Source organism: Spirochaetota bacterium, from assembly GCA_004297825.1.
Classification (GTDB): Bacteria; Spirochaetota; UBA4802; order UBA4802; family UBA5368; genus FW300-bin19.
Genome location: SCSX01000018.1, coordinates 34,132 through 46,235, shown reverse-complemented (window position 1 = coordinate 46,235; position 12,104 = coordinate 34,132). Strand labels below are relative to the sequence as shown.

At 52.6% G+C, this 12,104-nt stretch carries 14 protein-coding genes and 1 tRNA gene; 10 read left to right on the top strand and 5 right to left on the bottom strand.

From position 1 onward, the window contains the following. Window positions 1–2: 2 nt before the first annotated feature. Window positions 3–1,103, bottom strand: coding sequence for a hypothetical protein (locus tag EPN93_03720; GenBank protein TAL38848.1), 1,101 nt, complete (start codon window positions 1,101–1,103; stop codon window positions 3–5). 30 nt (window positions 1,104–1,133) lie between these two features. After that, window positions 1,134–3,305 (bottom strand): hypothetical protein, encoded by a 2,172-nt coding sequence (locus EPN93_03715; protein TAL38847.1) that lies wholly within the window; start codon window positions 3,303–3,305, stop codon window positions 1,134–1,136. Between the two features lie 146 nt (window positions 3,306–3,451). On the opposite strand from EPN93_03715, the gene ispE reads away from it, so the two are divergent. The 6 genes from ispE to EPN93_03685 all read left to right on the top strand — a co-directional run bounded on the left by ispE (window position 3,452) and on the right by EPN93_03685 (window position 7,634). After that, a complete protein-coding gene (gene ispE / locus EPN93_03710; GenBank protein ID TAL38846.1) occupies window positions 3,452–4,468 on the top strand; it encodes a 4-(cytidine 5'-diphospho)-2-C-methyl-D-erythritol kinase in 1,017 nt (338 codons plus the stop codon). A 36-nt stretch (window positions 4,469–4,504) separates the two neighbouring features. Then, window positions 4,505–4,576, top strand: a tRNA-Gln gene (locus EPN93_03705). A gap of 27 nt (window positions 4,577–4,603) precedes the next feature. Then, the gene (locus tag EPN93_03700) at window positions 4,604–5,347 is read left to right on the top strand and encodes a UDP-N-acetylglucosamine diphosphorylase (GenBank protein TAL38845.1); all 744 of its coding nucleotides are present in this window, start codon (window positions 4,604–4,606) and stop codon (window positions 5,345–5,347) included. A gap of 4 nt (window positions 5,348–5,351) precedes the next feature. Further along, entirely contained in the window at window positions 5,352–6,290 is a 939-nt protein-coding gene (locus EPN93_03695) for a ribose-phosphate pyrophosphokinase (GenBank protein ID TAL38844.1), read from the top strand. 58 nt (window positions 6,291–6,348) lie between these two features. Next, window positions 6,349–6,981, top strand: coding sequence for a 50S ribosomal protein L25 (locus EPN93_03690; protein ID TAL38843.1), 633 nt, complete (start codon window positions 6,349–6,351; stop codon window positions 6,979–6,981). A 38-nt stretch (window positions 6,982–7,019) separates the two neighbouring features. Continuing rightward, a complete protein-coding gene (locus EPN93_03685) occupies window positions 7,020–7,634 on the top strand; it encodes an aminoacyl-tRNA hydrolase (GenBank protein TAL38842.1) in 615 nt (204 codons plus the stop codon). On the opposite strand, the gene EPN93_03680 is transcribed toward EPN93_03685, so the two are convergent. Further along, window positions 7,631–8,083, bottom strand: a complete 453-nt coding sequence (locus EPN93_03680) for a DUF327 family protein (protein TAL38841.1) — start codon at window positions 8,081–8,083, stop codon at window positions 7,631–7,633. The two genes, EPN93_03685 and EPN93_03680, sit on opposite strands and share 4 nt — an antisense overlap. A gap of 26 nt (window positions 8,084–8,109) precedes the next feature. Next, window positions 8,110–8,475: a polymer-forming cytoskeletal family protein gene (locus EPN93_03675; protein ID TAL38840.1), complete on the bottom strand. Its 366-nt coding sequence runs from the start codon at window positions 8,473–8,475 to the stop codon at window positions 8,110–8,112. Between the two features lie 603 nt (window positions 8,476–9,078). Here EPN93_03675 and EPN93_03670 point away from each other — a divergent pair. The 3 genes from EPN93_03670 to EPN93_03660 are packed head-to-tail and all read left to right on the top strand — an operon-like array spanning window position 9,079 to window position 11,057. Next, complete coding sequence (locus EPN93_03670; protein ID TAL38839.1) at window positions 9,079–9,963, top strand: ATP-binding protein; 885 nt, start codon at window positions 9,079–9,081, stop codon at window positions 9,961–9,963. 30 nt (window positions 9,964–9,993) lie between these two features. Continuing rightward, entirely contained in the window at window positions 9,994–10,542 is a 549-nt protein-coding gene (locus tag EPN93_03665; protein ID TAL38838.1) for a hypothetical protein, read from the top strand. 41 nt (window positions 10,543–10,583) lie between these two features. Then, window positions 10,584–11,057 carry a hypothetical protein gene (locus EPN93_03660; protein ID TAL38837.1) on the top strand — a complete coding sequence of 158 codons (474 nt, stop codon included), beginning with the start codon at window positions 10,584–10,586 and terminating at the stop codon, window positions 11,055–11,057. Window positions 11,058–11,093: 36 nt separating this feature from the next. Here EPN93_03660 and EPN93_03655 read toward each other — a convergent pair whose 3' ends face one another. Continuing rightward, complete coding sequence (locus EPN93_03655; GenBank protein ID TAL38836.1) at window positions 11,094–11,348, bottom strand: hypothetical protein; 255 nt, start codon at window positions 11,346–11,348, stop codon at window positions 11,094–11,096. An 87-nt stretch (window positions 11,349–11,435) separates the two neighbouring features. On the opposite strand from EPN93_03655, the gene EPN93_03650 reads away from it, so the two are divergent. Continuing rightward, window positions 11,436–12,104 carry a hypothetical protein gene (locus EPN93_03650; protein ID TAL38835.1) on the top strand — a complete coding sequence of 223 codons (669 nt, stop codon included), beginning with the start codon at window positions 11,436–11,438 and terminating at the stop codon, window positions 12,102–12,104.

Genomic DNA, 12,104 nt, shown 5'->3' with positions numbered 1-12,104 from the left:
AACTATTCGCCCTCACTGCCCGTGAAGAGCCTGTGGAGCCGCCTCCGTATCCGCTTGTAGAATCCCTTCAATTCAGCGAAATGCATGTCGTCCCTGCTTCGGTGGAGCGCCTCCCTGGTCGCGTCACTGAGCACAAGCCAAAGCGCCTCCCGATTCTCGCAATAGCGGAAATAGTCCAGGTTTATCTGGAACGCCCCCTTGTACATGCGGCCGCCGCCGTTGGGGGTTATTTTCTTGATGATCATGTCCAGGTCCAGGTTGGGGTTTCTCGTCCGGAACGACGCGTCAAGGGTGAGGCCGTTTTTCCTGTCGATCGCGGCGAAGATGATGACCGTCTCGGCGCGCTCCTGCTGGAGGACGAAATCGGCTACTATCGCGATACTGTCCCTTATTGATTCGTCGATAAAACCGAGTCCCGCGTAGAGCCAGTCCCTGTACATTCCCTTTTCCAGGAAGGCCTTTTCTATCAGGCGAAGCGTCTGGTCCGAGAGCGGGGAATTGGCGATCCGCGCGATGACCTGCCTGTTTGTAAGCGGCGTCAGGTATTCGAGCGCCTCGCTCTCGAGTGTTCCGGCGTGCCGGAAATTGTCCGTATCGGTAAGAATACCCAGGTAGAGGGCCGTTGCCAATCTCGTTCGTTCCTCCGGCGAAAGTCCGATATCCCTCGCCTTGAGCACAAGCGCCATAATTGTGCTTACCGACCCGGCGCTCGCCGATATAAGGGTAAACTCCGCTTCGACCGTGTCGTCCATTTTTTCGTGATGATCGATGTGGATGGCGCATGGTATCCGGCCGGAAAGCTTTTCCACCGCGGCCGACTGGTGATCGAGCACCGCGTACGCGTCAAAACCCTCCGGGGGATGGTCGGGCCGCCCAAAGAGAATCGGGATATCGAGCGTTTCGACGATCGCGCTGTTTTGCGGGAGGGAAATTTTAGAAAATGCGAATATCTGCGCCTTGACCCCCGCGAACGCGGCGAGGTGCTTGAGTGCGAAGGACGAGGCGATCACGTCGGGATCCGGAGAGCCCTTTATGACGATGAGGAGGGTGCGGTGTCGGGCGAGCGCCGCCAGCAGGCCCTCGGATGTTTCAACGATATTCATGGCATTGACGTGCGGGACGGACCAGCTCCTTTACTCGGCCCTGAAGATTACCAGGCTCGCGTCCTGGGATTGAGCGGCGCCCGCGATAAACTGCTTGATGTCGGCGAGCACCTTGCGGACAAGGACCGCCGGCGAATCGTTCTTGTTGAGACGGACGATATCCTTGATCCTGCCGGCGGAATACGACGTCCCCTGCGCATCCAGCAGGCTTTCCAGGCCCGGCGTATGGATGATCCCCGTTGAACCGGGGGAAACATGCATGGTCTTGGATTCGTAGATGAAATTACGATCGAGCCCTATGGGAATTCCCTTGGTGTCGAGCTCGGTATAGGTTTCATGCTCGTAGTCGAAAAGCGTAAGCGGTTTCATCGCGGCGTTCGAGAAGCTCAGCATCCTGGAACTTGCGTTGTAGATCATGTAATAGCAGGGCGCGTACGTGTCGGAGAAGCGCGAGGTGGTGACTACCCAGTTTAAAAGGTTCATTATTTTTTCGGGAGATTCATTCGCGCCCGCGTGCGCGTGCAGGACGCTGAAAAGCTGCAGCGCGACGGTGAGGGAATGAATGCCGGCGTTCGCGGTCGTCCCCATGAAAAGGCCGACCTTGTCCTGTTTCACGATCGTGGAATCAAAAAAGTCGGTACTGAAATCGGAGTTGTTGAGGAACAGCGAACTCATGCGCAGTCCCTCTATCTGCTGCATGGACTTGGGCATGATCTTCGCCTTTGCGCTCTGGATCACGAGACGGTCGTGCTCGGCAATTTTGGATTCCTTGATGTCCTCGAGAAAAATTGAATTTGCCAGGGATACCTCGAAATGGATGCGGTAGAGATCGAGCACGCCCAGGAGGTCCATTGAATACGGTTTCCTGCCGGCAAGCGAGCCCAGCATCAGTATTCCGATAATCTGTTTCTCGATATTATAGAAGGGAAGCGCCACCTGGATATTATTCTCGTTAAAGAATGTGCGCAGCGCCGACCGGTATCCCGAGAGGCGATCGTCGGTAAAAAGCAGCGATTTCTCGAGCAGCCCCGGGAAAGAATCCATACAGCGCACCAGGTCGCTGTTTTCATCGATCGCCCTCAGGCCGATCTCATCCCCGAATCCGTAGTTAAAAAGATAACTCTGATCCCTTGTCCTGTGCATGAAAAATGCCGCGTTTTCGATCCCGAACCGCGTGTGCAGCGCGTCGATGGTGCTGCCGAAAAACATATCCCAGTAACCGGCCTGATCCTTCGTATCGGATACGCTGCTGATCCCCTGGAAGAATTCGTTCACGTTTCTTTCGAACTGAATATACCGGAACCGCGCGAACTGTTCGATCATCGGGGCGCCGAATCGATAGAACAGGAAAAAGTAGATGAATATCGCAAACGCCGTCGCCACCGCAGGAACGCCCTGCGACTCCTGCGAGGAATCGAATCCCAGGGCTATAAGGAAATACGCCGGGACAAAAAGGACAAGAAACACCACAATTCGGTACAATACCCTGAAATAAAATTTCTTGAAGTCCAGGAGGCGTTCTTCCGAAATCGCATAGTTACTTATAACCAGCAGTATAATGCCGCCCGTAGCGAGCGCAATCGCCTGGTATCGGTGGATCGCGAAAAAGTAGGGAAGCACAATAAATCCGCCTACGGAGATCGCGGCCCCTATGTTTTCCCCCAGGGACCTGAAAAACAACTGGATCCGGAACGAATCGTTTTCGAGCACGCGGTGCTTGTAGTTTATAATAACGGTACAAATGAGCAGGTTGAAAGAGAAAACCGCAATGTACGCCGCATAGTACTCGCCGAAGACGAAAGTCCAGGACCCGTCTGAATAGAGCGCGGCAAGGATCGTGTAGGGTGTCGCCGCGGTGATCACGAAGAGTGCGCTTCCCGGCAGGGCGGTCGTGAGCATCAGCCATAGGGGTGATCGCTTTTCCCATCGGGGAACTACCTGTGCGTAGTGCATGTACAGATGGCTTTGAAGCGCGACAAGGGCGAAATAGACCCGAGCCGCATCGGTGGCATAAGGCCATTGCGGATCGAGAAGGAGGTAGGCCATGATTCCGAACATGGGCAGCGAAATGAACGCCATAGCGCTCACCAGGTAATTCTCCGCGTAGCGGTTTCTTCTGAAGAATATATTGATGATGAATACATACAGGGCGGTGGCGATTGCCGCCGCACAGGCGCTCACTTCCAGGTAAGTTAAGTTCACGAGCCGATTCTCCGCGGATCTTAATTATGGTGCTGCTTCTCGAAACGCGCTTTTACCCGGCGGGGTGTTCTTTTCGAGTCCCGCGGGCCTGATAAGTGTAGGCCGGTCTTCTTTTATTTCAAGCCAAATATAGCCGCTTTCCCCAAATCCGCACGGGTAGTGTACGCATAGCGGGGCTAAGTGATGGCAATAAAAAACTTGACACAAATACCCGGCTATACTACCTTTGCCACCTACTTTTACCAGGTGCTCCCAAACCCTTGGAAATCGAAACACGAGCCCACGCGAAGATTAATCTGCATCTCGAGGTGCTCAACAGGCGTCCTGACGGATACCACAATATTTTCAGCCTGATGACCAGGGTGGGATTAAGCGATCTTTTAAAACTGAGATGCAATCTGTACTGGCGTTCACCGGTTTCGCTCGAAGTCGGGCTGAGGGTTACAGGCGGATCGTTCGCCCGGGTAATCGAAAAAACACCGGCGGGGGACAATCTGATAACCAGGGCCGCCCGAATCTATTGTGAAAGGGCCGGACTGTCCGGGGGGATCGAGGTCGAGATCGAAAAGAATATCCCGGCAGGAGCAGGTCTGGGGGGAGGAAGCAGCGACGCTGCGGCGGTGTTTACCGCTTTAAACGACTTGTATCGCGCGTTTTCCACGGAAGAGCTCCTCGGGCTTGGGGCCGGCCTGGGTGCCGATATACCCTTCTGCATGACTGGGGGCGCCGCGTTCTGTGAGGGAATCGGAGAACGGATAAGCCCGGTCAAGTGCAACCTAGGCTTCGCGGTCGTAATCGGTTTCGACGGAACCCATGTGAATACAGCCGCGGCATACCGGGGGCTTGGGCGGACCACGGAATCAATGAGAACCCCGGGTTATATTGAACGGAAGCGCAACGAGCTTGCGAGACTGTGCCGGCAGGACCTTGAAATTGATAATTTCGATTTACTGCAAAACGATTTCGAGCCGCTTGTAGTCAGGGACAACCCAACGATCGGGGAGCTAAAGTCCGCACTATTGCACGGAGGCGCGGTCCATGCGGCGATGACCGGTTCGGGTTCGGCGGTCTTTGGTTTATTTACCTCCCGCGAGCGGGCAGCGGAATCGGCGGATGCGGTGCGATCACGGGGCGCGTGGGCCCATACCTGCGATTTTATGTAGACAGTATGCACTTTTTATACTATTATTTTTTTACTTTGAGGCGTAGCCAAGCGGTAAGGCACCGGGTTTTGGTCCCGGCATCCCAAGGTTCGAATCCTTGCGCCTCAGCACGTTACAAGGAACTGGGCCGTATCCATGACAAAGGCGGTAATTCTGGCTGCGGGCAAAGGGGTCCGCATGAAATCGGACCTTCCCAAGGTGCTTCATCCCTTGGGCGGAATTCCCCTGCTCGTCCACGTAATACGCAGTTTGAGGGAGGCGGGGATAGACGATATCATCACCGTGGTGGGCTACCGCGGCGATGAAGTGGCGCGCGCCGCGGGTGAAGGGGTGCGCGTCGTGTGGCAGCATGAACAGAAGGGGACGGGGCACGCGGTTATGCAGGCCGAACCCCTTCTCGCGGATTACCGGGGCCTGGTCGTGATCGCGTGCGGCGACGTTCCCCTGATAAGCCCGAAGACCGTGCGTGAGATGGTAATCGCCGCGCGAGAGCCTGGCGTGAAGGCATGCGTGCTTTCAATGACACCGCCCGATCCCTTCGGGTACGGGCGGATTCTAAAGGAACCGGACGGCACGCTGGTCAGGATTGTCGAGGAAAAGGACGCCGGGGAAGAGGAGAAACGGATACGCGAGGTGAACACGGGAACGTATGTATTCCATTCCGAGTTTCTTTTTCCGGGACTAAAGACAATAACCACGAACAATGCGCAGGGTGAGTATTACCTGCCTGACGTGTTTAATTATATACGATCGTCTGGATTCAAGACGAGGGCCATGATGCTGGCGGATCCAATCGAGGGAAGCGGTATTAATTCTACCGAGGATCTCAAAGTGCTCGAGGCTCGTATCGAGTCCAGGAAAGGCGCGGAAATAAAATAGAACCATGACAGGATCCATGAAAATAATATCCGGATCGTCCAATACGCAACTCGCCGAGGAAATCGCAAGTTACCTCGGTATTAAGCTCGCCGAGGTGGAGCTCAAGAAGTTCAGGGACGGTGAAATATCGGTCAAGATCGGGGAAAACATCCGCGAGGTCGACCTTTTCATTGTTCAGGGGACGAGTAATCCGGCGAACGATCATCTCATGGAGCTGCTGTTGCTCATTGATGCGGCCTTCCGCGCATCGGCGAAGCGCATTACCGCCGTAATACCCTATTTTGGATATGCGCGGCAGGACAGGAAGGTGGAGCCCAGGGTTCCCATATCCGCGAAGGTCGTGGCGAACATCCTCCAGGCCACGAATGTGAAGCGCATTTTAACCATGGAGCTCCATTCGGACCAGATTCAGGGTTTTTTCGATATACCCGTGGACAATCTCATGGCGTCCCCGATCGTGATCGATTATTTAAATTCCCTTGAAATTGACAACCGGGTCGTTGTCTCCCCGGACACGGGGGGGGTGGTAAGGGCGCGATTCATAGCGAAGAGATTAAAGGCCAGCCTCGCGATTATAGACAAGCGCAGACCCGAAGCCAACGTCTGCGAGGTTATGAATGTGATTGGCGACGTGAAGGGCAAAAATTGCATCATCGTGGACGATATGATCGATACGGCAGGATCTATCTCCGAGGCTGCTCACGCCTTGAAGGACAGCGGCGCGAAGGATATTTATTGCGCGTCGACCCATGCGGTGCTTTCGGCGGACGCGCCGGTAAAGTTGAAAAACGCGGGTTTCAAGGAGATTGTCGTCACCAATACTATCCCCATCCTTGGGAACAAGCGTATGGACAACATGACGGTACTCTCAATAGCCCCGCTGTTCGGGGAAGCGATACGAAGGATTCATAACGGGGAATCGGTGAGTTCCCTGTTCATATAGTGAATGATCAAATGCTGACAGTGAACGGCATAATAACCAGCACGGATGTGAGGCAACCATGAAAACACACAATCTCAAAGCACAATCCAGGACCGCAACCGGGAAAAACGAGTGTAACAGGATCAGGAGCAAAGGATATATACCGGCGGTGATGTATTCCCACGGGAAAGCAGAAGCCTTGCAGGTTTCCGAGCATGAATTCTCAAGGCTTTTCCGCGGGCAGGTACCGGAAAGCGTACTTATAAACATGGACTTCGAAGGGACCCCCGGACAAAATGTGATCATAAAGGATTACCAGCTGGATCCGGTGAGCGGCAGGGTGCTGCATCTTGATTTCTACAAGGTGACGACCGGCGAGAAACTGCACACGGTGGTGCCCGTGATCATCAAGGGTACCTCAAAGGGCGAGCGCCTGGGCGGCATAATGGAAGTTCTCGAAAGGGAGCTCGAAATCGAGTGTCTGCCCACGGAACTCCCGGAAAAAATCGAAATAGATGTAACCGACCTCGATCTCGCGCACTCTATTCATGTCAGGGACCTCCCTGTTACCGGGTCGATGAAATTCCTCGCAGACGGTGACCGGGCGGTCGTCACGGTGCTCGTGCCCAAGGCTGTGAAGGAAGAAGTGCCGGCAGAAGCCGCAGTTGAAGAAGCGGTTGCCGCCGAACCGAAGGAAAAGGCCGAGGAGTGATGCTTCCCGGCCATCATCCGTACAAGGGGTAGAAGTATTTGAAACTAATAGTTGGTTTCGGGAATCCGGGCGAGCGATTCTTGAATAACCGCCAGAATATCGGCTTCAAGGTTATCGATATTATAGGCAACAATGAGAATATAGAAGTAAAGATCAAGAAGAAAAAATCGCTCATTGGACGCGGCAAGATACGCGATGCCGATGTGGTGCTGCTGAAACCGCAGACCTTTGTGAATCTCACGGGCGAATCGGTCCTGTACATTGCGTCTTTCTTGAGGATCAGCGTGGCGGACATCATGTGTATCGTGGAAGACTCCGCGCTTTCAATCGGCGAACTCAGGATCGATTACCTGTATTCCGCGCTCACGCATCCCGGCGTACATTCCATAGCCAAGGCGCTTAAATCCGATAAGTTCGCGAAAATCAGGGTGGGGATCGGCACTCCTCCGAAGGGCGTCACCATGGAGGAATATCTTCTTCAAGATTTTACGGACGAGGAAAACCTTATCCTCATCGATGTGCTGAACAAGGCTGAAAAGGTGGTGAAGATGCTCATCACCACGAGTATCGAAGAGGTTCAGAATAAGTACAACCCCGGGGGGGCGCCTAAAGTCGAGAAGAGGAAAATACGCAAACTTCGCATTCGACGCTAGTAGGCGAGGTCCAGCAGCAGGCCGCGTATTTCCTCGATTGACTTGAGCAGGTTGAATGCCTTGTTCCCGCGCGTTATTGCGCCGGTCATCTCCAGCAGCCGGACGTTGATCTTTTCGATCACGGTGAAATCCGCTTTATTTCTGCGAGGGCGTTTCAGCGTGGTGGTTTTAAAACCGTCTTCAAGTATCGATTTTAATATTTTTTGCACAAGCGCCTTGTAACGCTGAAGCTCGTAACTGGTCTGGCTGTCCAGGAATTTTTTTTCCTGATCCCGGAGATCTTCCATCAGTTCGTCTATGCTCCCCTGGAACTCGAAGCTGAGAGACGAGTCGAGAGCGTGGGCGAACGCCCCCGAGGTCGCGCGCCCCGCATGGGCGCGCTTTTTGCCCTTTATTTTAAGCTTCTCTTCACGGTTGAGGTCACTCAGGGTTTTTTCTATTATCCCCATTTAGTCCGTCGATCGTGCGCGGCTTCTTACGATCGAACCTCCTGGGCTTTATTGATTATGCAATTTCCGTCGAAAATCACCCCGTCTTCCATCACGAGGCTGGGTGTGATTACATTTCCATGCATTCGTCCCGTCGAAAGCATAATGACCCTCTCGGACGCGAAAATGTTTCCCCTTACCGTGCCCCCGATCACCACCACCCTGGCCTTGATATCCGTGGTCGCCTCGCCGTTCTGGCCGATAAGAACCTTGCCGTCGGTTTCCAGCGTTCCCTTAAACCTGCCGTCGATGCGCAGAAGTCCATTGATCATGAATTCACCCTTGAATTCCGATCCCTCTCCAATTATGCTGTTGACGAGGTTATCCTCGATTTGTCGCGTTGCTCGTGCCATAGTCCCCTGGAATTCACGGCCCGACCGGGCCTTGGATGTAGGGAAAGGCTACACAGGATGGGCGGTTTTGACAAGGATAAAATTCCCCCTGCCTTGAAATCCAGCTTTTTATACAATAATACTTATGCATATATAATTATATGGTCAGTTTCGAATAATTAATAAAAAATGATTGATAATTACGACAGGTGTGAATTAATAATCCTGACGGAGGAATCGAATACATTTCAGGGAGGAAATATGAGGAAATCTATCATCAAACTTCTCGAATATGGCTGGCCCGACAAAATAATCGCGAATTACCTGATGATAAAGCCCACGATAGTAAAGTATTACAGAAAGAAATATCGGATTTCCCGCAACGAGTACCAGGGCTTTTACTGAATGCCGACTGTTTATCCCCAATAAAAAAGAGGGGGGGACTAAAAATCCCCCCCTTGAACGAGAGAATAATATTTGGAGGTTCGCAAAAAAGGAAGACAACTGGGACCAGTTGTCGAAACCTTGCGCTTTTTTTCAAGGTTTTTTCTCCATCGCAGGCCGAAAATAATAGTACGCAATTCTTTTAATATCTGACCATCGGGTAGTCGTGTGTATGGTGCAATGAATGAGGCCCTGGTTCTCCCCAATCGGTGCAGGGACGCGTATGCGTTCGAGGAAATAATCAAGGCGCAGGATCCGATCTATGCCAGGGGTGTTTCTGTACTTGATCTGTCGCGCATAGATTTCATCGAGCCGTATTCGATGCTGGGACTGCTGCTTCTTGGAAGAACCTATTTACGGAATACCGGACACCGGCTGTCATTGACGGCGATTCCGCTGGCAATCCACCAGTACCTGTCAAGGATGGATTTTTTCAAGTGGGGATATTTCGATGTTTCTCAACGGCTTGAGGAGGGACGGCAGCTCAAGAGAAGCGCGTTCAGCAATCGCGTCGTGGAGATAACGGAAATATCCCACCGCGAGCGCGAAAGCATCGCCGCCATCTCCGCCGTTATAGGCCTCTTCAGGAAAAGGGCAGAGCATATACTCAAGTACTGGGTGTCAGAATCGACCGTTGATTATTTCGTGACGGTGATTTCAGAGGTATGCCAGAATATTTTCGAGCACAGCCTTGATTCAGGATATTGCGCGTTGCAGACATATTCCGCGGGGGGAGAGCACGTGCTGCGGCTGGTCATTTCGGACTCGGGGATCGGAATCCCCGCCAGTTTTGCCTCCCGGCCGGATATTTCAGGTGAGTCGAACGCGAGGCTGATAGAAATGGCGCTCACCACGCCGATTTCGAGCAAGCGCAAGTTCGGTTACGGGCTGTGCCAGGTCAACGACATCGTTGAAAAGCTCAGGGGGGGCATATTCATGAGGTCGGATCACGGTTCTGTCGCGGTCATGTACAATAAAAAGCGCAGCGGCCCCCCCCAGGTTTTCCTGAGAAACGATTTGACGCATTTTCCGGGTACGCAGATTTCGATCAGTCTTTTCGGGTAGGAGAGGAGGAATGCACGGATGCAATGTGTCATGAAAAAAATAGCGCTGGACCTGAAGCTCCCGCTTCCGGACCTGATTACCCGGCCGGTGGGACGAAAAATGTATGAAAAAGTCCGAAAGATGCTATCCGTGCTGCACAATGAGGAGGTCGTCGCCCTGGACTTCGGCGGTGTCAAGGTCGTGGATTCATCGTTCATCGATGAATTCCTGCTCAGGCTTATCCTGGAAGCGCGCACCGCAGATCCTGTCTATTTCATAAAGATCCAGAATTTCTCCGATGCCGTCGAGGTTAACTGTGAATCGGTATTCTCATCCTACCGCCGGTTCAATAACGAGCGCGTGGTGGTGATTACGGACAGGGTGACCGGGAACAATTCGGTCTTTTTGGGCGCCCTGGCCGCCGTCGAGCGGGATATCGTGGATTACCTGCATGTCAACCGGACGGCGAAAATCGGCGATATCGCCGGTTATGTGGGGAAATCGGAAGAAGAGGCATCCGCTCTCGCCGATTCGCTTTATTCTCTCCGTGTAATTCGGCGGGAAAAAGATGATGGCAATTTCCGCTATACGGCGCTATGATTGACCCGTCGGGAACCCGATACAGGCGTACACCAACAGCCATGAAAAACCCGTATAAAAAAGGGGCGGAGTTGTCCCGGACAGAAGATGAAAGCCTTTTCGGACTCCTCTCCTCGTATAAGTCTTTCAACACGTATCTTAATATCTACATGTCCGAAAAAGACGACCAGGTGATGCTCATTATCACCGACAACCCGAAGCGGTGGTCGCTCATGTCGGATGAGAAGTATAAAAATTTCAAGCCCCTGCGCAGGCTGTCAATCGGGGTAGGCAAACTTTCGGTGAAATTCCTGCTGCCGGAACATCTCGTGCGCTTCATGGGTCCCATGCTGGGAATGAAACTCCCCTCAAATAAAGTGGCATTCGTCAACAACCTCGATAAGGACGGATTTTTCCTGCTTGAAACTTCGCTCAAATTCCTGCCCGAAGTGGTACAGGGAATTAAAAAGATAATCAGCATGCCGCCGCAGAAGAAGTACGAGATACTCGAAAAATGTCTTGTCGATAATTCATGAGGTGCCTGGATGTCCCCGGAAAAAACGCAGTATGGTTCACTGAGCGAACAGGCCCGCATGGTCAATATTGCGGCGAAATATACCGGCGGAGATATCGAGAAAGCCCGTCAGATGGTTGCGGGACAAAATAACGACGCGGTCGCAGTGAAAGGGAAGTTTTCGGTGATTTCTGCGAACAAATTCGGGATTTTCATCATATTTGTAAACATACCGGGAAAATATCTGATGAATATCAATGATCTGGTTGTCGGGTCCCGAACGGGAATCGAGAAGGCCCGTATTTTCGATCATTGGAAACATTACTATACCGAATTTGCGGAGATAGCGAAAAGGGAAGGGGATGGCGCCGCGGGATCATACGAGTTATCAAACCACCTGATGAACTCCATGGACGGCTATAATCTTTACCCGGGCATCGAATCGGGAGACCTGGAGGGCGTTACCTCCGCGATTACGGAAATACTCGTCAAGTTTTTCGGGACAGGCGACGTGGAATGCCAGGTCGAACTCGAAAAAACCAGTTCGCTTGCAATAGAACTGGAGGGAATTCCGTTGGAACAGACGGACGGGATTTCTCCGGAACAAATATCGCCCGGAGCGGAGACCGCGAAAGGCAAATTCCACGAGATCGAATCCCAGGCCGATTATATCGTCGAGGGAAAGGTTATAATTTCTCCTGCCAGGGGTAAGAGCATTCAATCCCTGAAGCCCGGGGAAACGTTCAAGGTCCAGCTCCTGAACAAGGATGAAATTTCGATGCGCGTGGCGGAGGTTCTCAAAGCGGTAACGGAGGAAGGCGATATCCTTCCGATAAAAGGAAGACTCAAGGCTAAAATTCCCGATGAAAACGCCGGAACGATTTTGTATGCCTATATCGCGAAGAATGTCCTCGCCAAGATCATTGAAGAAGAAAATGTCCGGATCGAGGTAGACACCCTGCGCGCCGAAGAAGAAGCCGATGATTCTTCCAACAAGCTTTCCCTTTACGTCGCGTTGCTGGCCGGCCTGATACTATTTACGGTCCTGCTGTTATTGGCGATATTCTGA